19 protein-coding genes and 1 pseudogene are annotated in these 19,504 nt (G+C 69.6%); 7 read left to right on the top strand and 13 right to left on the bottom strand.

What is annotated here, in order from left to right; all coding sequences use genetic code 11:
• The 3 genes from ACFSJG_RS03135 to ACFSJG_RS03125 all read left to right on the top strand — a co-directional run.
• A partial coding sequence (locus ACFSJG_RS03135; RefSeq protein WP_378483750.1) for an aminotransferase class III-fold pyridoxal phosphate-dependent enzyme occupies nt 1–785 on the top strand: 785 nt, incomplete at its 5' end.
• A gap of 13 nt (nt 786–798) precedes the next feature.
• Nucleotides 799–1,197, top strand: a complete 399-nt coding sequence (locus ACFSJG_RS03130) for an ectoine synthase (protein WP_378483749.1) — start codon at nt 799–801, stop codon at nt 1,195–1,197.
• A gap of 13 nt (nt 1,198–1,210) precedes the next feature.
• Nucleotides 1,211–2,134, top strand: a complete 924-nt coding sequence (locus ACFSJG_RS03125) for a D-isomer specific 2-hydroxyacid dehydrogenase family protein (RefSeq protein ID WP_378483748.1) — start codon at nt 1,211–1,213, stop codon at nt 2,132–2,134.
• Here the strand turns inward: ACFSJG_RS03125 and ACFSJG_RS03120 are convergent.
• Nucleotides 2,128–2,310 (bottom strand): hypothetical protein, encoded by a 183-nt coding sequence (locus ACFSJG_RS03120; RefSeq protein ID WP_378483747.1) that lies wholly within the window; start codon nt 2,308–2,310, stop codon nt 2,128–2,130. The genes ACFSJG_RS03125 and ACFSJG_RS03120 overlap by 7 nt on opposite strands.
• Nucleotides 2,311–2,391: 81 nt before the next feature.
• On the opposite strand from ACFSJG_RS03120, the gene ACFSJG_RS03115 reads away from it, so the two are divergent.
• Nucleotides 2,392–3,228, top strand: a complete 837-nt coding sequence (locus ACFSJG_RS03115) for an NAD-dependent protein deacetylase (protein ID WP_378483746.1) — start codon at nt 2,392–2,394, stop codon at nt 3,226–3,228.
• 198 nt (nt 3,229–3,426) lie between these two features.
• Here ACFSJG_RS03115 and proB read toward each other — a convergent pair whose 3' ends face one another.
• The 10 genes from proB to ACFSJG_RS03065 form a co-directional block, all read right to left on the bottom strand.
• Nucleotides 3,427–4,533, bottom strand: a complete 1,107-nt coding sequence (proB, locus tag ACFSJG_RS03110) for a glutamate 5-kinase (protein ID WP_378483745.1) — start codon at nt 4,531–4,533, stop codon at nt 3,427–3,429.
• The gene (gene obgE / locus ACFSJG_RS03105) at nt 4,530–5,990 is read right to left on the bottom strand and encodes a GTPase ObgE (RefSeq protein ID WP_378483744.1); all 1,461 of its coding nucleotides are present in this window, start codon (nt 5,988–5,990) and stop codon (nt 4,530–4,532) included. Before obgE ends, proB begins: the two co-directional genes overlap by 4 nt.
• Nucleotides 5,991–6,093: 103 nt before the next feature.
• Nucleotides 6,094–6,357: a 50S ribosomal protein L27 gene (gene rpmA, locus ACFSJG_RS03100; protein ID WP_007532011.1), complete on the bottom strand. Its 264-nt coding sequence runs from the start codon at nt 6,355–6,357 to the stop codon at nt 6,094–6,096.
• Between the two features lie 61 nt (nt 6,358–6,418).
• Nucleotides 6,419–6,730: a 50S ribosomal protein L21 gene (gene rplU / locus ACFSJG_RS03095; RefSeq protein ID WP_378483743.1), complete on the bottom strand. Its 312-nt coding sequence runs from the start codon at nt 6,728–6,730 to the stop codon at nt 6,419–6,421.
• Between the two features lie 211 nt (nt 6,731–6,941).
• Nucleotides 6,942–10,148, bottom strand: a complete 3,207-nt coding sequence (locus ACFSJG_RS03090) for a translation initiation factor IF-2 N-terminal domain-containing protein (protein WP_378483742.1) — start codon at nt 10,146–10,148, stop codon at nt 6,942–6,944.
• Nucleotides 10,149–10,600: 452 nt separating this feature from the next.
• Nucleotides 10,601–11,020 (bottom strand): nucleoside-diphosphate kinase, encoded by a 420-nt coding sequence (gene ndk, locus ACFSJG_RS03085; RefSeq protein ID WP_378483741.1) that lies wholly within the window; start codon nt 11,018–11,020, stop codon nt 10,601–10,603.
• Between the two features lie 45 nt (nt 11,021–11,065).
• Nucleotides 11,066–11,467, bottom strand: a complete 402-nt coding sequence (locus tag ACFSJG_RS03080) for a DUF4233 domain-containing protein (protein WP_378483740.1) — start codon at nt 11,465–11,467, stop codon at nt 11,066–11,068.
• Nucleotides 11,464–12,891 (bottom strand): bifunctional tetrahydrofolate synthase/dihydrofolate synthase, encoded by a 1,428-nt coding sequence (gene folC / locus ACFSJG_RS03075; RefSeq protein WP_378483739.1) that lies wholly within the window; start codon nt 12,889–12,891, stop codon nt 11,464–11,466. Before folC ends, ACFSJG_RS03080 begins: the two co-directional genes overlap by 4 nt.
• Nucleotides 12,888–15,551 (bottom strand): valine--tRNA ligase, encoded by a 2,664-nt coding sequence (locus ACFSJG_RS03070; RefSeq protein ID WP_378483738.1) that lies wholly within the window; start codon nt 15,549–15,551, stop codon nt 12,888–12,890. Before ACFSJG_RS03070 ends, folC begins: the two co-directional genes overlap by 4 nt.
• A gap of 24 nt (nt 15,552–15,575) precedes the next feature.
• Nucleotides 15,576–16,181, bottom strand: a complete 606-nt coding sequence (locus ACFSJG_RS03065; RefSeq protein WP_378483737.1) for a GNAT family N-acetyltransferase — start codon at nt 16,179–16,181, stop codon at nt 15,576–15,578.
• Between the two features lie 63 nt (nt 16,182–16,244).
• On the opposite strand from ACFSJG_RS03065, the gene ACFSJG_RS03060 reads away from it, so the two are divergent.
• Together ACFSJG_RS03060 and ACFSJG_RS03055 are read left to right on the top strand one after the other, a co-directional pair.
• The gene (locus tag ACFSJG_RS03060) at nt 16,245–16,571 is read left to right on the top strand and encodes a DMT family transporter (RefSeq protein WP_378483736.1); all 327 of its coding nucleotides are present in this window, start codon (nt 16,245–16,247) and stop codon (nt 16,569–16,571) included.
• A pseudogene (locus ACFSJG_RS03055) lies at nt 16,568–16,898 on the top strand (DMT family transporter); the annotation flags it as partial. The gene ACFSJG_RS03060 and the pseudogene ACFSJG_RS03055, both read left to right, overlap by 4 nt.
• Nucleotides 16,899–16,916: 18 nt before the next feature.
• Here the strand turns inward: ACFSJG_RS03055 and ACFSJG_RS03050 are convergent.
• Nucleotides 16,917–17,717, bottom strand: coding sequence for an SDR family oxidoreductase (locus ACFSJG_RS03050; RefSeq protein WP_378483735.1), 801 nt, complete (start codon nt 17,715–17,717; stop codon nt 16,917–16,919).
• Between the two features lie 111 nt (nt 17,718–17,828).
• On the opposite strand from ACFSJG_RS03050, the gene ACFSJG_RS03045 reads away from it, so the two are divergent.
• Nucleotides 17,829–18,806: a hypothetical protein gene (locus ACFSJG_RS03045; RefSeq protein ID WP_378483734.1), complete on the top strand. Its 978-nt coding sequence runs from the start codon at nt 17,829–17,831 to the stop codon at nt 18,804–18,806.
• A gap of 10 nt (nt 18,807–18,816) precedes the next feature.
• Here the strand turns inward: ACFSJG_RS03045 and ACFSJG_RS03040 are convergent, their stop codons facing one another.
• The gene (locus ACFSJG_RS03040) at nt 18,817–19,488 is read right to left on the bottom strand and encodes an AIM24 family protein (protein ID WP_378483733.1); all 672 of its coding nucleotides are present in this window, start codon (nt 19,486–19,488) and stop codon (nt 18,817–18,819) included.
• Nucleotides 19,489–19,504: the final 16 nt, after the last annotated feature.

The raw sequence follows: 19,504 nt of genomic DNA, 5'->3' as shown, positions 1-19,504 counted from the left end.
CCGGAGCAGGCATCCCCCTCGTCCACTCCACACCCATGCCGTTCGACAACTACTTCGACGGCGAAATGCCCGACTTCCACTGGTTCGAACGCGTCCTCGACGACTCCGGCAGCGGCCTCAACCGCCCCGCCGCCGTCATCGTCGAAACCGTCCAGGGCGAAGGCGGCGTCAACGTCGCCCGCCCCGAATGGCTCCGCGCCCTCGCCGACCTCTGCTCCTCCCGCGACATCCTCCTCATCGTCGACGACGTCCAAATGGGCTGCGGCCGCACCGGCCCCTTCTTCTCCTTCGAAATCGCCGGCATCACCCCCGACATCGTCACCCTCTCCAAATCCATCGGCGGCTACGGCCTCCCCATGGCCCTCACCCTCTTCAAACCCGAACTCGACGTCTGGACACCCGGCGAACACAACGGCACCTTCCGCGGCAACAACCCCGCCTTCGTCACCGCCACCGCCGCACTCGAGCAGTACTGGGCCGACGATCAGCTCCAGCTGTCGACGGCCGCGAAGGGCCGCCGGATCGGTGAGATCTTCGCGAACCTCGCCGACTCGTTCGACGGTGTGAGCACCCGTGGCCGCGGCATGGTCCAGGGCCTCGTCTTCGACGATCCGGGCAAGGCGGTGAAGGTGTGCGGACTCGCCTTCGACGAGGGCCTGCTCGCCGAGACGTCCGGCCCCTCCGACGAGGTCGTGAAACTGCTTCCCCCACTGACGATCACCCACGACGAGCTGAACCACGGCCTGAGCATCCTGGCCGAGGCGACCGCCAAAGTGTGTGCGTGAGAGGAGAATTGACATGATCGTTCGTACCACTGAGGACATCACCGACACCGACCGCGACGTCACCAGCGCCGACGGCAACTGGCGGTCCAAGCGCATCGTCCTGGCCGACGACCGCGTCGGGTTCTCCTTCCACGAGACCACCATCGCCCCCGGTTCGGTCAACGAATTCCACTACGCGAACCACGTCGAGGCGGTGTGGCTGATCGAGGGCGACGGAATCCTCACCGACCTGGAGACGGGCGAGGTGCACGAGCTGCGGCCGGGCACCATGTATCTGCTCGACGGGCACGAGCGGCACCGCGTCGAACCCGTCACCCAGATGCGCATGCTCTGCGTGTTCAACCCCCCGGTCACCGGACGCGAGGTGCACGACGAGAATGGGGTCTACCCGTTGATCGAGTTGCCTGCCTGACCAGGAGATCCTCATGACGCCCGTGCCCGTCGCCATCGGCCCTGTCGACTCTCCGCTGCTCGCGGAGGCCGTCACCCGAGGCGGCGGGCACGTCACGTCCCTGGATCAGGCGCACGCACTGGTGTGGGATGCCGGGACCGAGGGGTTCCCGGCGTCCCTGCCTGCCTCGGTGCACTGGGTCCAGTTGTTCTCCGCCGGTGTCGAGGAGTGGTTCGCCGCCGGCGTCATCGCGCGGCACCCCGATGTCGTCTGGACGTCCGCGGCGGGAGCATTCTCGGCCACCGTCACCGAGCACGCGCTGACGCTGCTCCTCGCCGGAGTGCGTTCGCTGCCCGACCAGATCACTGCGACCACCTGGCGTCAGCAGGAGTTCTTCGGGAGGGTCGGGACGCTGCGCGGGGCCTGCGTCGGCATCCTCGGCGCAGGCGGGATCGGCCGGGCACTGGTTCCCATGCTCACCGCCGTCGGAGCGACCGTGGTCGCGGTGAATCGTTCCGGCACACCGGTTCCCGGCGCCGAGGTCACGTTGCCGGCCTCCCGCGCCGACGAGATGTGGGACCGGATCGACCACGTGGTGATCGCGGCCCCCGCCACCGCCGACACCCGCCACCTCGTCGGCGCCCCCGAATTGGGTCGGCTCGGTCCGGCGTCCTGGGTTGTCAACGTGGCCCGCGGATCGCTGGTGGACACCGATGCACTCGTCGCCGCCCTGCGCGACGGAGCGATCGGCGGCGCGGGCCTGGACGTCACGGATCCCGAGCCACTGCCGGACGGCCACCCGCTGTGGTCACTGCCGAATGCGATCGTCACCCCACACTGCTCGAACCCACCTGCCGTCCGGCCGCCCGCGTTCGCCGACCACGTCGCGACGAACGTCGCGCGGTTCGCGGCCGGTGAACCGCTGATCGCGCGGATCGACCCGGCCGCCGGCTACTGATCCGACGACGCCCCGTCGGTGTCCAGCTGGTCACTGGTGCGCGTCGGCGGCGTCACCCGGATCACTCCGGCGTCGAGGTCGAGTTCTACGCGCGGGCGATGCATCTGTCCGCCGCCGTCCTGGCTGTCGTCGTTCTCCAGCTTCTTGCCCGGGAACATCTCTCCGATCACGCCCATGTCGTCGACGGTACCCGTGCCCGGTCGGGTCCGTCCGGTCGTCGGGGCCGATGCGCGGAAGTGCGCGCTAGCCTGGACTGCATGACCGCGGCGACCACACTTCCGACCACGACGGATCTGGTCGCGCTCGTCCGCGGTCGTAGGGTCGTCGCCCTCACCGGCGCGGGCATGTCCACCGATTCCGGCATCCCCGACTACCGCGGTCCCGACTCACCGCCACGCAACCCGATGACGTACCAGCAGTTCATGGGCGATGCAGCTTTCCGGCGGCACTACTGGGCTCGGAATCACCTGGGCTGGCGGCACATGGACGCCACCGAGCCGAACGCCGGCCACCGCGCCCTGGCTGCGCTCGAACGTGCCGGGACGGTGCGCGGGGTGCTCACCCAGAACGTCGACCTCTTGCACACGAAGGCGGGCAGCCGGTCGGTGATCGACCTGCACGGCAACTACATGCAGGTTCGCTGTATGGGCTGCGAGCATCGCACCTCCCGCATCGCACTCGGCGAGCGGCTCGACGCCGCCAACCCCGGATTCGCCGAATCCGTCACGGGGGCAACGGCAGTCGAGGTCGCGCCCGACGCCGACGCGGTCATCGAGGACACCGCACACTTCCGCGTGGTCGACTGCGAGCGATGCGGCGGCATCCTCAAACCGGACATCGTCTATTTCGGCGAGTCCGTCCCGCGCGAGCGCGTCGACGCGGCGTACGCGATGGTCGAGTCCGCCGACGTCCTGCTGGTGCTCGGCTCGTCCCTGACGGTGCAGTCGGGCCTGCGCTTCGTCCGTCACGCCGTCAAACGCGGCATGCCCGTCGCGATCGTCAACCGCGGCGCCACCCGCGGCGACGAGCACGCGACGCTGAAGCTGGAGGCCGGCTGCAGCGAAACCCTCGCCGCACTCACCACGTCGGCCTGACTCCCGACCCCCGCGCCCCACCCCACCCACCGCCGGCTGAACGGCCCGTTCAGCTCATCCAACGAGATGAACGCCACTTTCAGCCACGCGCGGCAGCTCACCCACCGCCGGCTGAACGGCCCGTTCAGCTCATCCAACGAGATGAACGCCACCTTCAGCCCGAAGGCTGCGGAGGTCGAGAGGTGGGTGAGGGTCGGGTCAGAGGGGGGTGAGGTCGTCGGCGTGGACGACCGGGCGCTGCATGTCCGACGGCAGCTCCGTCGTGGACCGGCCGAGCATCTCGTCGAGTTCCGCCGCATCGTACGCGACGACGCCGCGCGCGACCGGGACTCCGTCAGGTCCGGTCAGGGACACGACGTCGCCGCCGTGGAACCGGCCGCTGGCCGCCGTGATGCCCGCGGGCAGCAGCGAACGCCGCTTGTCGACGACGGCACGGACCGCGCCGCTGTCGAGGTGCAGTTCGCCCTGGGTGTCGGCGGCGTGCCGGACCCAGAACTTGCGCGCCGACAGTCGCGTCGGACGCGCCGCGAACGCCGTTCCGACATCGGCGCGCGACAACGCCCGGGCGGCGTCGCTCGCCGCCGCCAGCAGCACCGGAACCCCTGAGTCGGCAGCCAGGCGCGCCGCGGACAGCTTCGACGCCATGCCGCCGGTGCCGAGCGCTCCCCCGGACCCGGCAACCACACCGTCGAGATCCTCGGGGCTCGTCACCTCCGGGATCAGGGTCGCGGCGCCCTTGCGGGGATCGCCGTCGTACAGGCCGTCGACGTCGGACAGCAGGATCAGGGCATCCGCACTGACCAGGTGCGCGACCATCGCCGCGAGCCGGTCGTTGTCACCGAACCGCAGTTCCGCCGTGGCGACGGTGTCGTTCTCGTTGACGACGGCGACGGCGTGCAGGGCGCGCAGCCGGTCGAGGGTGCGCTGCGCGTTGCGGTACTGGGTGCGGCGGGCGATGTCGTCGGCGGTGAGCAGCACCTGTCCGACTGTGCGGCCGTACCGGTGGAACGACGTACCCCACGCGTGAGCGAGTGCGAGCTGCCCGACGCTGGCCGCCGCCTGCTTGGTCGCGAGGTCCCGGGGCCGCTTCGACAGCCCGAGGGGCGCGATCCCCGCACCGACGGCGCCGGACGACACCACCACGACGTCGGTTCCCGCCCGCATCCGCGCCTCGATCGCGTCCGCGAGCGCATCGAGCTTCCCGCGGTCCAGACCGGAGTGGAGGCTGGTCAGGGCCGAGGACCCGATCTTGACGACGATGCTGCGGGCGGTCGCGATTTCGGTGCGGGTGGCAGAGGCCGTCACTGGTTCTCGGGGTCTTCGGATTCGAGACCACGCCGCACGCGGTGTGCATGCTTGCGCTCGGCGGCGCCGATGCGCTCGACCTGGTCGAGTCGGGCGTCGGTGCCGCGACCGGTACGGGTCAGATCGACGCCGGCGGGGGTCTGCGGTTCCCACTCGAAGCTGACGTCGCCGATGGTCACGGAGCAGCCCGGTTCGGCGCCCATCTTGACCAACTGGTCCTCGACGCCCAGGCGTGCGAGCCGGTCGGCCAGGTAGCCGACGGCTTCGTCGTTGTCGAACGCGGTCTGACGGATCCAGCGTTCCGGCCGGGTGCCGCGCACGATGAACCCACCCGGAGTCTCGGGATCGGCGATGATGCTGAAGCCGGTCTCGTCGACGGCGATGGGCCGGATGACCTGACGCTTGGGTGCGGCGGGAGGATGGGCGATCCGGTACTCCTCGACCATCTTCGCGAGCGCGAAGGTCAAGGGCCGCAGGCCTTCCCGGCTCACCGCGGAGATCGTGAACACGGGCCAGCCACGCGACTCGAACTCGGGCGTCACCATCTCGGCGAGGTCCGCGGCGTCCGGCACGTCGGCCTTGTTGAGGATCACGATGCGCGGCCGGTCGGCGAGGTCGCCGAGGCTCGCGTCGCCGGACAGCGCCGGCTTGTACGCCGCGAGTTCGGCTTCGAGCGCGTCGACGTCGGAGACGGGGTCACGGTCGGTTTCGAGTGTCGCGCAGTCGACGACGTGGGCCAGCACCGCGCAGCGCTCGAGGTGGCGCAGGAAGTCGAGACCGAGTCCGCGGCCGTCGCTGGCGCCGGGGATCAGGCCGGGCACGTCGGCGACCGTGAACGTGGTGTCACCGCTGGAGACGACACCGAGGTTCGGCTGCAGGGTGGTGAACGGGTAGTCGGCGATCTTCGGCTTGGCCGCGGACAGCACGGACACCAGCGACGACTTGCCCGCCGACGGGAACCCGACGAGCCCGACGTCGGCGACGGACTTCAGTTCGAGGACGAGGTCCCGTTCGACGCCTTCCTCACCGAGGAGCGCGAATCCGGGGGCCTTGCGTGCCTTCGACGACAGCGCGGCGTTGCCGAGACCGCCTCGGCCGCCCTGCGCGGCGACGAACTTCGTTCCGGTGCCGATCATGTCGGCGAGGATCTGGCCGTTCTTGTCGAGGACGACGGTCCCGTCCGGAACCTTCAGGACCAGATCGGAGCCGTTGGCGCCCTCGCGGTTGCCGCCCTCACCCTGCCGGCCGTTGGTGGCCTTGGCACGGGGATGGAAGTGGAAGTCGAGCAGCGTGTGCACGTTGGAGTCGACGACGAGGACGACGTCACCGCCGCGACCGCCGTTGCCGCCGTCCGGTCCACCGAGTGGCTTGAACTTCTCGCGATGCACGGAGGCGCAGCCGTTGCCGCCCTTGCCTGCGCTGACGTGCAGCACCACACGATCGATGAACCGGGACATGACTGCCGGATTCCTTCCTGTCAGCCGGGGAAAAGCAAGAGGGGCGAGCCGGGTGTGTGACCCTGGCCCGCCCCTCCTGGAAGCGCGTTGCGCAGCAGTAGACTCAGGCCTCTGCCGCAGCCGGAACGATGTTCACGGTCTTGCGTCCACGCTTGGTGCCGAATTCGACAGCACCGGCAGCGAGGGCGAACAGCGTGTCGTCGCCGCCACGGCCGACGTTGACGCCGGGGTGGAAGTGCGTGCCGCGCTGACGGACCAGGATCTCGCCTGCGCTGACGGCCTGACCGCCGAAGCGCTTGACGCCGAGTCGCTGGGCATTCGAATCGCGACCGTTGCGCGAGCTGGATGCACCCTTCTTATGTGCCATGACGGACCCTCCTCAGGGTTTGTGAAGCTCGGTTCTACGAAGTGTTCTCGAAGAGATCGAGTTACTTGATGCCGGTGACCTTGAGGACCGTCAGCTTCTGACGGTGGCCCTGCCGCTTGTGGTAGCCGGTCTTGTTCTTGAACTTGTGGATGCGGATCTTCGGGCCCTTGGTGTGCTCGACGACCTCACCGGTGACCTGGACCTTCGCCAGCTTGTCGGCGTCGGTGGTCAGCTCGGATCCGTCGACGACGAGGACCGGGGTCAGCGAGACAGCAGCGCCGGGCTCACCCTCGATCTTCTCGACCTTGACAAGGTCACCAACAGCGACCTTGTACTGCTTTCCGCCGGTCTTGACGATCGCGTACGTTGCCATCGGACGGCTACCCCTTGCTACTTCGAACGTGCTCGCGCGGATGTCGCGCGACTGGTCTTGTGTACTTTGCTTCCTCGGCCCCTCCGGCGCCCTCGCGGGCGCAGCAGAGCTTTGTCGCCGAGTAGCGACCGGTCAAGATTACGGGATTGCAATTGGCAGGGTCAAACCGCCCCGGCCATCTCACACTCCGTCGCCTCGACCGGTCACCCGGTCATGCCTCGATCGGAGGCCCTGCGGGCCGCCCTGCCGCACGCCTGCGCGGTCGGCGTTTCGGTGCCACGGGCTCCGCCGCGACGGGTGCTGCGGCGCCGTCACCGGCTGCCACGAGCGGTTCCGGCACAGGCACGACCTCGGGTTCGGCAGCGGCGACGTCCTGCTTCGCGATCACCACGACCGTCCCCTCCTCCGGACCCTCCGGATGCTCGGGTGCCGAGGTCGCCCGCGACGCCCGACGGGAACGACGACGTCCTCGGGCCGGCGCTGCGGCCTCCGGCTCGGCCTCGGCAGCCGCAACCTCGACCGCAGGGGTCTCGGCGTCGCCTGCTTCGGTCTCGTCCCGACCGACGCTCTCGGTGATGACCTCCGGCTCGGACACCGGTGCGGTCTCGGCCGGCTCCGCGACCTCACTCGCCGCCGGGGACTCGACCCGATCCGTCTTGTCGGCAGCCGCCGTCGAGGGTGCCTCGGTCTCCGCAGACGCGACCTCGACGGTCGCGTCCGTGCTCTCCGAGACCGACACGTCGGTGCTCTCGGCGGGTCCATCGGCGCCCTGCGTCGCCGACCCCTCGGCCGACTCCTCGTGCAGGTGCGCGGCCATCGCCAGCGCGACGGGATGCGCGCGCTTCGCACTCGCATCGGCCTCGCCGTGACCGTTCTTCTCCGGCGCCGACTGCTGCTGCTCGCCCGAACCCGACTTGTCGCGACCGCCGCGCTTGCGCCTGCTGCCGCCCGACTCGCTCTTGCCCTGCGCCCGCGAGCCACCGTCGTCGCCGCCGCGGACCTCGACCGGGTCCGCGTGCACGACGATGCCGCGGCCGTGGCAGTGCTCGCACGTGGTCGAGAACGCCTCGACCAGGCCGGTGCCCAGCTTCTTGCGGGTCATCTGGACCAGGCCCAGCGAGGTGACCTCGGAGACCTGGTGCCGCGTGCGGTCCCGCCCGAGCGCCTCGGTGAGACGACGCAGGACCAGGTCCCGGTTCGACTCGAGCACCATGTCGATGAAGTCGACGACGATCATGCCGCCGATGTCCCGGAGCCTCATCTGGCGGACGATCTCCTCCGCGGCCTCGAGGTTGTTGCGGGTGACCGTCTCCTCGAGGTTGCCGCCCGCACCGGTGAACTTGCCGGTGTTGACGTCGACGACCGTCATGGCCTCGGTCCGGTCGATGACGAGGGTGCCGCCGGACGGCAGCCAGACCTTGCGGTCGAGGGCCTTGGACAGCTGCTCGTCGATCCGGCGGACGGTGAACACGTCGGGTCCACCGGCCTGCGGCTCGTAGCGCTCGACGCGCGGCAGCAGATCGGGGGCCACCGTCCGGATGTAGTTCTCGACCGTCGACCAGGACTTCTCACCCTCGATCACGATCTTGGAGAAGTCCTCGTTGAACAGGTCACGGACGACCTTGACGAGCATGTCCGGCTCTTCGTACAGAGCCTTCGGGTTGCCGGACTTGCCCTTGTCCGCCGCCGCCGCGTGCTCTTCGATCTCCGCCCACTGCGACTGCAACCGCTGCACGTCACGCGACAGTTCCTCTTCGCTGACACCCTCGGCCGCCGTGCGGATGATGACACCGGCCTCCGGAGGCACGACCTCCCGCAGGATCTCCTTGAGGCGCTTGCGCTCGGTGTCGGGCAGCTTGCGGCTGATACCCGTGGACGTACCCCCCGGCACGTAGACCAGGAACCGGCCGGCCAGGGAGATCTGCGTGGTCAGGCGGGCACCCTTGTGCCCGACCGGGTCCTTGGACACCTGCACGAGGACCTGGTCGCCCGGCTTGAGGGCCTGCTCGATCTTGCGACTGTTGCCGCCGAGCCCGGCGGCCTCCCAGTTGACCTCACCTGCGTAGAGGACGCCGTTGCGCCCGCGGCCGATGTCGATGAACGCGGCCTCCATCGACGGGAGCACGTTCTGCACCCGGCCGAGGTAGACATTGCCGACCATCGACGCGGACGCCGAGGTGGTGACGAAGTGCTCGACGAGGATGTCGTCCTCGAGGACGGCGACCTGGGTGAGTCCGTCGGGGTGCGCCTGACCGCTCTTCTCACGGACGACCATGACCCGGTCGACCGATTCGCGGCGGGCGAGGAACTCAGACTCCGTGAGGATCGGCGGACGACGACGTCCCGCGTCACGGCCGTCGCGGCGTCGCTGCCGCTTGGCCTCGAGTCGCGTGGAACCGCTGATGCCCTGCACCTCGTCCTTGGCGGCGCGCGCCTTGGTCCGGGGTTCGCGCTCGTGCACGACGGTGGTGACGCCGTCGTCCTCGGCGCTGTCGGTGGCGTCGCTGCCCTTGCGGCGGCGGCGACGACGACGGCGACGGCTGGTGCCGCCCTCCGAGTCGTCGGTGTCCTCGGAATCCTTCGCCTCAGCACCCTCGGCCTCGGCTTCCGCGGCCGTCGTGTCGGCGGCGGCGGCGTCGTCCTTGGTTTCGGCGTCCTTGGACTCGGTGTCCGACTCCGGCTCGGTCGACCTCTCGGCCGTCTGCTCGGAGCCGTCGCCGGTATCACCCGCGGCCTCGGACTCGCCGCGTCCACGACCGCGGCCACGACGGCCACGGCGACGACGGCGGCCCTGGCCCTCCGACTCGTCGTCGTGCTCGGCCTGCTCACCCTTCGGCGCGGCCTCCTCGGCGACGGTCGCGGTGGTCTGTTCCTGGTCGGGACGCTCCTCCTCCGCGGCGGGCGTGGCGGCGGTGGTGACCTCGATCGGGGTGTCCTCGTCGGGTGCGGCGGCCTCACGCCGGGCACGCCTGCGCCGCGGCGGCGCCTCGGCGGCCTCGGGCTGCAGGAACAGCGGCGCCTGGAAGACGGGCACCTCGGTGGGTGCGGCCGGAGCCTCCTGCGTCGAGGTGTCGGTGAAGAGCCCGCTCTGCGCGGGGATCTGTGCCTCGGCGATCAGATCGGGCGACGCCTGCACTGCGGTCGTCTCGTCGGCGGGCGCCGGAGCCGGCTCGGTGGCCGACGTCTCGCCTGTCGGCGCGTTCTCGGTCGGCGCGTGCAGGGCGGTGTGCACCCGCTCGGCGAGTGCGCGGTCGATGCTGGACTGTGCGCTGCGCAGCTCGACACCGAAGTCGGCGACCTGCGCGAGAACCTGCTTGCTGGTCAGCCCCAGGATCTTGGCGAGCGCATGGACTCGCATCTTCTCCGGGAACACCGGAGTCGCGGGCTGTGAAGTTTCGTGCGGCGCTTTATCGGCCACGTAAGTCTCCTCGGGCCCCCGGGCGCGTCCACCTGTCGGAGTGCGCGGCCACTCGAGGGCACTGTCTGTGTGCTCACACCGGGGTGTGAGTCCGTCTGGTCTCGCCCCGTACCGATGTCGGTGATCGCGGGGGTCACGTCCATCTCGTATGGGGCCTGGCAGGCTGAACCCCGCGTCCCGTGCGCCTGATCATCCAGCGTGCCGCCGGGGAGGGATTTCCTCCGCCTGGTAGCAGCGATGCGAGCATCGAGCCGTGGTGTCATCCGGTCTGCCGTACGCGATCGTCGGTGCCGCCCGAACTGTTCCGGCGGGCAGGGACGAGTCGTGCACGGGTCAACCAGTGTCAGTATCCCACACGCGCCGGGCACACCGCGCCAACGGCGCACCGCACCCCCGCCGGGCCCGATTCGGGCGGCGAAGGGTGCGGTGCGATGGGACGGACGGGTGACGATTCAGGACTGTGCGAGGTTCGGGAACCAGAGCGCGATCTCGCGCGCGGCCGACTCCGCGGAGTCGGATCCGTGCACCAGGTTCTGCTGGCCGTCGAGGGCGAGGTCGCCGCGGATCGTACCTGGGACGGCCTTCTCGACCGGGTCGGTGCCGCCCGCGATCTGCCGGAACGCGGCGATCGCTCGCGGTCCCTCGACCACAGCGGCCACGAGCGGGCCCGAAGTGATGAATTCCAGCAGAGCTGGATAGAAGGGGCGCTCGGCGTGCTCTGCGTAGTGCTCACCCGCAACGTCCGCACCGGCGATCCGCATCTCCAGTGCGGCGACGGTCAGACCCTTGCGCTCGACTCGCGCGAGAATGTCTCCGATGAGGTTGCGGGCAACGCCGTCGGGCTTGATCAGTACCAGGGTGCGCTCAGTCACGGGCGGACAGCCTATCGGGTGCGCCGCACCGCCCCTGCAGACGGGTCAGTCACGCTGGCCGCGCAGCAGTCCCCGCTCGATCCGCGCCTCGATGTCCTTTCGCAGGTACAGCAGGTAGGCCCACACGGCTGCGAACACCAGACCCATCACTCCGATCGCCGGATGGATGACCCATCCCGCGATCATCGCCACCTGGAGTCCGAGGTTCAGCCCCATCGCCCAGGACCTGGACTGGACGCCGCACGCGAGGATCATCAGCACCCCGAGCGCGGTCAGGTACACGATCTCCCACGTGTCGATCCCCGTCCCCAGCTTCGCGACGGCCGGGATCCCGAGGAACACGACGATCGCCTCGAGGATGAGGGTGCCCGAGCAGACGCCGCGGAACCCCTTCCAGGGGTCGACGGCAGGCGGCTTGAACTGGGCGGGCCGGTCGGGGGTGCTCACGCGGGGTCCTTTCCGAACAGGGTGCGGGCCTCGCCCGCGGTGACGACGGATCCCGTGACCACGACACCGGCGCCGGAGATCGCTTCGCCGGGCTCGCCGACCTCCTCCGCCAGCGCGATCGCGGTCTCGATCGCGTCGGGCAGGGTCTGGGCGACCACGACCCGTTCGTCGCCGAACCGGGCGACGGCGATGTCGGCGAGCTGCTCGACGTCCATCGCGCGCGGTGATCCGTTGGTGGTCACGACGATCTCGTCGAAGACGGTCTCGAGTGCGGCGAGGATGCCGTCGGCGTCCTTGTCCCCGAGCACGGCGACGACGCCGACGAGCTTGCGGAAGTCGAACTCGTCGGCCAGTGCGGTCGCGAGGGCCCGGGCTCCGTCGGGGTTGTGCGCCGCGTCCAGGAACACGGTCGGGGCGCTGCGGACCCGTTCGAGCCGGCCCGGGTTGGTCAGCGACGCGAAGGCGGCGCGGATCGCGTCGACGTCGAGCTGCTTCTCGGGTCCGGCTCCGAAGAACGCCTCGACCGCGGCGAGCGCGAGCGAGGCGTTGCGCGCCTGGTGCTCACCGTGCAGCGGCAGGAAGATGTCGGTGTAGACGCCACCGAGGCCCTGCAGTTCGAGCTGTTGGCCGCCGATGGCGATCTGCCGCGCCAGGACGCTGAACTCGGAGCCCTCCCGTGCGACGGCGGCGTCCGCGTCGACGGCCCGACGCAGCAGCACGTCCATCACCTCGGGTTCCTGCTGCGCGATGATCGCGACGGTGTCCCGCGGGACGATCGCCTCGGGCGCCTTCTTGATGATCCCGGCCTTCTCCGCGGCGATCGCCGCGAGGTCGGTGCCCAGGTACTCGGCGTGGTCGAGGCTGATCGGGGTGATGACCGCGACCTGGCCGTCAACGACATTCGTTGCGTCCCAACGTCCCCCGAGTCCCACCTCGATCACTCCGACGTCGACGGGCGCCTCGGCGAACGCAGCGAACGACATCGCGGTGAGCACCTCGAACTTGCTCATCGCGGGACCACCCGCGGCCTGCGACCGGTCGTCGACCATCTCGATGTACGGCGCGAGCTCGTTGTACGTGTCGACGTAGGTACGCGGCGAGATCGGAGTGCCGTCGATGCTGATCCGCTCCGTCGCGAGCTGCAGGTGCGGGCTGGTCGTCCGGCCCACGCGACGGTGCAGCGCACCGAGCAGCGCGTCGATCATCCGGGTCACCGAGGTCTTGCCGTTGGTGCCCGCGACGTGGATCGCCGGGTACGCCCGCTGGGGCGAGCCCAGCAGGTCCATCAGCGCCGCGATCCGGGTGAGCGACGGCTCGATCTTCGTCTCGGGCCAGCGCTTGTCGAGTTCGGCCTCGACGAGCGCCAGTTCCGCGAGATCGACCGGGGACGGAACCCCTGGCCGGGCGGAGTCCTCCTCGCTCACGCCTGCCCCAGCTCCGCCAGCCGTGCCGTGATACGCGCGATCTCCTCCTGCGCGACCTGCTGACGACCGCGGATCTTGTCGACGACGGCGTCAGGTGCCTTCGCGAGGAACGCCTCGTTGCCCAGCTTGCCAGTGGTGCCGGCCAGCTCCTTCTCCGCGACGGCGAGGTCCTTCTCCAGGCGCTTGCGCTCGGCGGCCACGTCGACGGTTCCCGAGGTGTCGAGCTCGACGGTCACCGTGGCAAGCGTCAGGCGCACCTCGATGGACGCGGTGGCCCGGAAGTCGTCGCCCGGCGCCGTCAGGCGGGCCAGCGAGGACACGGCCTCGACCTGCGCGGTGAGGTCGGCGGTCTCGATCTCGGAGAGACGGGCCGCGACCTTCTGCGACGGCTTCAGGCCCTGGTCGCTGCGGAAGCGGCGGATCTCGGTGACCAGCTTCTGCAGGTCGGCGACGCGGCGCGCGGAGTCGGCGTCCGTCGGGACGTCCGTCGCCTGCGGCCAGGACGCGACGACCACGGACTCACCGCCGGTGAGCACCTTCCACAGGGTCTCGGTGACGAACGGGATCACCGGGTGCAGCAGGCGAAGCAGTGCGTCGAGGACGGTGCCGAGCACGGCCTTGGTGCCCTCGGCGTGGACGCTGCCCTCGGCGAGCTGCGGCTTCGCGAGTTCGAGGTACCAGTCGCAGACCTCGTCCCACGCGAAGTGGTACAGCGCCTCGCAGGCCTTGGAGAACTCGAACCGCTCGAACGCCTCGTCGACCTCGGCGCGGACCTGCTCCAGACGGTCGAGGATCCACCGGTCGGCGTCGGTCAAGGACGCCCGGTCGGGCAGGTCCGCGACGACGGCGCCGTTCATCAGCGCGAACTTGGTCGCGTTGAACAGCTTGTTCGCGAAGTTGCGGGACGACTGCGCATGGTCCTCGCCGACGGCGAGGTCGCTGCCCGGGTTGGCACCACGCGCGAGGGTGAAGCGCAGCGCGTCGGCGCCGAAGCGGTCCACCCAGTCGAGTGGGTCGATGCCGTTGCCGCGCGACTTCGACATCTTCTTGCCGAACTGGTCGCGCACCAGTCCGTGCAGGAACAGGTCCTTGAAGGGAACCTTGGCGTCGCTCACCGCGTCGTCGCCGGCCACGTAGGTGCCGAACATCATCATCCGGGCGACCCAGAAGAACAGGATGTCGTAGCCGGTGACGAGAACGCTTGTGGGATAGAACTTCTCGAGCTCGGGAGTCTTCTCGGGCCAGCCCATCGTGGAGAAGGGCCACAGACCCGACGAGAACCAGGTGTCGAGGACGTCGGGGTCCTGCTCCCAGCCCTCGGGTGCGGTCTCGTCGGGGCCGAAGCACTGGACCTCGCCGTTCGGGCCGTACCAGATCGGGATCCGGTGGCCCCACCACAGCTGACGGGAGATGCACCAGTCGTGCATGTGGTCGACCCACGCGAACCAGCGGGGTTCCTGGCTGGCCGGGTGGATGGTGGTCTCGCCGCCGCGGACCGCGTCACCGGCGGCCTTCGCCAGCCCGTCGACCTTCACCCACCACTGCATCGACAGCCGCGGCTCGATGGTCTCGCCGGACCGCTCGGAGTGGCCGACGCTGTGCAGGTACGGGCGCTTCTCGGCGACGACGCGGCCCTGCTCGGCGAGGGCCTCACGCACCTTGACGCGGGCCTCGAAGCGGTCCATGCCGTCGAACTGCGTTCCGGTGTCGGCGATCTTGCCGGTCTTGTCCATGATCGTGGGCATCGGCAGGTTGTGCCGCAGACCCATCTCGAAGTCGTTGGGGTCGTGTGCAGGCGTGATCTTCACGGCGCCGGTGCCGAACTCGGGGTCGACGTAGTCGTCGGCGATGATCGGGATCGCGCGGCCCGTGAACGGGTGCTCGAGGGTGGTGCCGACGAGGTGCTTGTAGCGCTCGTCCTCGGGGTGGACGGCGACGGCGGTGTCACCGAGCATCGTCTCGACGCGGGTGGTCGCGACGATGACGTGCGGCTCGTCGTCGCTCAGGGAGCCGTAGCGCAGCGAGACCAGCTCGCCCTCGACCTCCTCGAACTTCACCTCGATGTCCGAGATCGCGGTCTGCAGCACGGGCGACCAGTTCACGAGACGCTCGGCGCGGTAGATCAGGCCGTCGTCGTACATCCGCTTGAAGATGGTCTGGACGGCCCGGGAGAGGCCCTCGTCCATGGTGAAGCGGTCGCGGGACCAGTCGACGCCGTCGCCGATGCGTCGCATCTGGCCCTGGATCATGCCGCCGGACTCGCGCTTCCAGTCCCAGACCTTCTCGATGAAGGCTTCGCGGCCGAGGTCCGCCTTGGTGACGCCGTCGGCGGCGAGCTGCTTCTCGACGATGGTCTGGGTGGCGATGCCCGCGTGGTCCATGCCGGGCAGCCACAGCACCTCGAAGCCCTGCATCCGCTTGCGGCGGGTCAGCGCGTCCATGAGGGTGTGGTCGAGGGCATGGCCCATGTGCAGGCTGCCGGTGACGTTCGGCGGCGGCAGCACGATGGAGTAGCCGGGCTTGTCGCTGGTCGCGTCGGCCTCGAAGTACCCGGCCGCTACCCAGCCCTCGTACAGCTGCTCCTCGACGGCGCTGGGGTCCCAGCTCTTCGGGAGGGCATCGGCGGGGTTACTGGATTCTTGCGGCGCGGCACTGGTCACCCGGTCAATTCTAGAGAACGAACCTCACTGTGCTTCGCGCCACATGGCCCACAGCGTCGGGCCTCCACCCGGAACGGTGATCTCCCCGGTGACCTCGAAGCCGAACCGCTGGTAGTAGGGGATGTTCGACTCCTTGCTCGACTCCAGATAGGCGGGCGCGTGTTCGGCGTCCACGCGGTCGAGCCGCGACCGCATCAGCGCCTGCCCGTGGCCTGCACCACGGGCGGTCGGGTCGGTCCCGATCGTGTTCAGGTACCAGTGCGGCTCCTCCGGGTGCGACGCCTCCATCGTCTCCCCCACGGTGCGGGCCACGTCGATCCGGCGCCCGAAGGAGCGCAGGAGCGCAGGCACCATCCGCAACTGGGTCCAGCGCGACTGCTTCCACCGGTCCGGCGGATCCCACAGCGCCGCGCCGACGGCACCCGCCCCGCCGTCGGCGGCGAGCTCGACGCCGCCGAGGGCGAGATGGTGATATCGGGTGAACGCACCGAACGCGCGGGGCAGGCCCCGCCTGCGCTCCTCCGGATCGGGCCACATCCAGATCGAGACCGGGTCGTCCTGGAAGGCCCGGGCGAGCACCTCCGCGACCGCGGGGACGTCGGACCGGGTGGCGGAGCGCACGATGGCCATGCGGCGACGGTACTGCGGCGGGATCGGGTCCGCCCGGCGGCGGGGATCACCTAGGTTTGCGCCATGACGACGGCGTGGCTGTTCCTGGCGGTGGCGATCTGCGCGGAGGTGCTCGGCACGAGCCTCCTACCGCGCACCGACGGGTTCCGCAGGCCGGTGCCGACGATCGCGGTGTTGGCGTTGTACGGGACGGCGCTGTACCTGCTCTCGCAGGCGCTGCGCCACCTGGACGTCGGCGTCGCGTACGCCGTCTGGGCGGGCGTCGGAACCGCGTTGATCGCCGCGATCGGGATGCTGGTGCTGAAGGAGCCGCGCACCGCGTCCCGGATCGCCGGGATCGCCCTGGTGGTCGCGGGTGTGGTCGTGCTCAACATGGGCGGCGCGGCATGAGCGCGACCGTCCGGGCGTGGACGTTTCTGATCGCGGCGATCGCGTCCGAGATCACGGCGACCGTGTTGCTCGGCAGCACAGAGCAGTTCACCCGGCTGCTGCCGTCCGTGGTCGTGCGTCGGCTACATCCTGTCGTTCGCCTTCCTCGCGCAGGCGCTGCGGACGCTGCCGATCAGCCTCGCCTACGCGATGTGGTCGGGCATCGGGACCGCGACGGTCGCGCTGATCGGTGTCCTCGCACTCGGTGAGGAACTGTCGGTGGCGAAGGTCGGCGGCATCGCGCTGATCGTCGCCGGTGTGGTGGTCCTCAACCTCGGCGGCGCGCACGGCGCCGCCGAGGAGCAGTCAGCTGAGCCCGTGCTTGCGGGAGACGATCTTCTCGACGAGTCCGCGCGGCGCGATCCGACGTAGCGCGAACACGAGCGGCGCGTTGCTGCCGACTGCGTACAGCACCTTCGGCTTGTCGGCGTCGATCGCCTTGAGCACAGTCTGTGCGACGGTGTCAGCGGTGATGCCGCCGCGCTCGTTGGCGTCGAGGTGCTCGATCATCGTGTTGTAGTCGGCTGTGTAGGGCGAGCCGTCCTGCAGGTAGTGGGTGCGCCGCTCGCCGATGCCCGTGGCGATCGATCCGGGTTCGACGGTGGTGACGCCGATTCCGAAGGGCGACACCTCGCGCCGTGCGGCGGTCGCGAAACCGCGGATCGCGGCCTTGGCGGCGACGTACGAGGACCGGTGTGCGAGAGGGAAACTCGCGAGCATCGACCCGATCATCACCACCCGGCCGTAGCGGCGGGCACGCATGCCCGGCAGCAGCAGTTGGGTGAGCCGGACCGCGCCGAACACGTTGGTGCGGAACAGGCGGTCGATCGCGTCCATCGGCAGTTCCTCGAGCGGACCGCTCTGGCTCTCCCCCGCGTTGTTCACCAGGACGTCGACGTCTCCGGCGGCCTTCGCGCACGCGACGATGCTCGCGTCGTCGGTGAGATCGAGGGCCAGGTACTCGACGCCGGGGATCGGCCGGGCCACGGCATCGGGGTTGCGGCTGGTGCCGTACACCTTCCAGCCTCGAGCGACGAGCGCCCGCGCCACCGCCTCACCGATGCCCGACGACGCCCCCGTCACGAGAGCCGTCCGTGTAGCGACCATCTGCTTCCGCCCTTCGTCTCGTGCCGGAGTCGGCACCGGTGCCGCCGAACCTAATGCACGACACGGTCCGTTCGGGCGCGCCCCCGAGCGCGGGCGTGCGACTGTGGACTCATGACCCGGTGGATCGAGGTGCTCGTTGCGATGGCCGAAGGCCCGAGCGAGCCTGTGCACGGCACCGTTCGGACAGTGGATGCCGACAGCAAGCCGGAGCGCGTCAACTTCGCGTACGCGGGCGAACCTCCGATGTTCGTCGGTCTGGGCGCCGATGACGTCCGTGTGTGGCGGGACGGTTCCCGCACGCGTATCGAGACCACTGCCGGCGAGCCGTTGTTCATCACCGACGGCACCACGGCCTGGCGGTTCGAACCGGACGAGGAACTTCCGCTTCGAGCGGATGCCCGTCGGGTCCACTATCTCGGCGCCGGCCGTGAGCTCGCGATCACGCGGCCGGCGTCGGACTGGATCGGTGACGACTTCACCCACCCCACCGGCCCGGTCGTCGACTCCGAGTTCCTCGGCCGCCCCTGCTGGGAAGTCGAACTCGCCCCGCCGCCACGCAAACCCGCCCCCATCCAGATCGTCGTCGACAAAGCGTCCGGCGCCGTGTTGCAGCAGCGCAACGACGCTGCGGGGTGGTCCGTCTCCTACGTCGATCTAGCTCTCGGTACGCCCTCCGGCCCGGAACTGTTCACCTGGAACGGACCGGTCAGAACCAATGCGGAAGCGCAGCGGGCCATGCGCGCACGGCAGGACGCCGATCGCGAGTCACGGCTTCGATGGTTCGCCGACCACGTCACAGCGTCACCGCTCGGGATCACCGTCGCCGTCCCGATCGACGTGAGCTGGGTCCACACCCACTCCGATGACGGCTCGTTCACCGCAAACCTCGGTAACGGAAGCATCTCCGGCATGCTCGCCCGCAGACCACGTAACGACACAGCCTGGGATCTGAACTGGAGTGGCCAGGTGCGCATGTGGTCGACAACGGACTTCGACTGGGCGGTGATGCTCTACGACCTCGGGATCGACGACGATTCGCTCGTCCAGTTGCAGGCGGCGCTGCATCCGCGAGAGCCTGTGCGACGGTAGCGCCGCGCGGTCAGCTGCTCGGGATCGGCGGATGCCCCTCCGACGCCTGGACGACGACGAATCCCGTTCCGGTCAGCCCCAACTGGTAGGCCTCCCCCGACCCGCGTCCGACGACGGCGCCGAGCTTCGCGGTCTTGCGGATCGTCGACTGCAGTCCGCTCGACCACATCACCGCGCTCTGCATGTCGACGAAGGTGGGCACGTCCACGTTCAGCACCACGGGGGTGCCGTAGGTCGTGATCGCGAGGACACCGTGTCCGCTGAACGTCGTGTTGAACAGGCCGCCGCTGAGCATCGACGCGCCCTCGACCCGCTTGATGTCCCATTCCAGGGAGCTCTCGAACGCCAGCACGTTCGAGCCGTTGACGGTGACCGACTCACCTTCGAGTTCGAACAGGAAGATCTCGTCGGCATCCGCGGCGAGGAACACGTCGCCGCTGCCGGACACCTGCATCAGCGGCATGCCCTCGCCGGTCAGCGCCTTCTTGAAGAACTTCCCGATGCCGCCGCTGCCCTTGTAGGCGAAGTCGACGTCGCCCTGGTAGGCGACCATCGATCCCTGGCGGGCCAGGAAGTGCCCGCCGGTGCCACGGAGGTCGACCTTGAGCATCCGTGGGTTCTGCAGCAGGAACTTGCCCGGTGTTCCGCTTCGTTCGGCATTGGTGAACAGGTCGCTGCGCACGGGTGTCCTTCCGTCG

The organism is Rhodococcus gannanensis (genome assembly GCF_042681175.1).
Classification (GTDB): Bacteria; Actinomycetota; Actinomycetes; order Mycobacteriales; family Mycobacteriaceae; genus Rhodococcus_G; species Rhodococcus_G gannanensis.
This window is presented reverse-complemented; position numbering and strand designations above follow the sequence as displayed.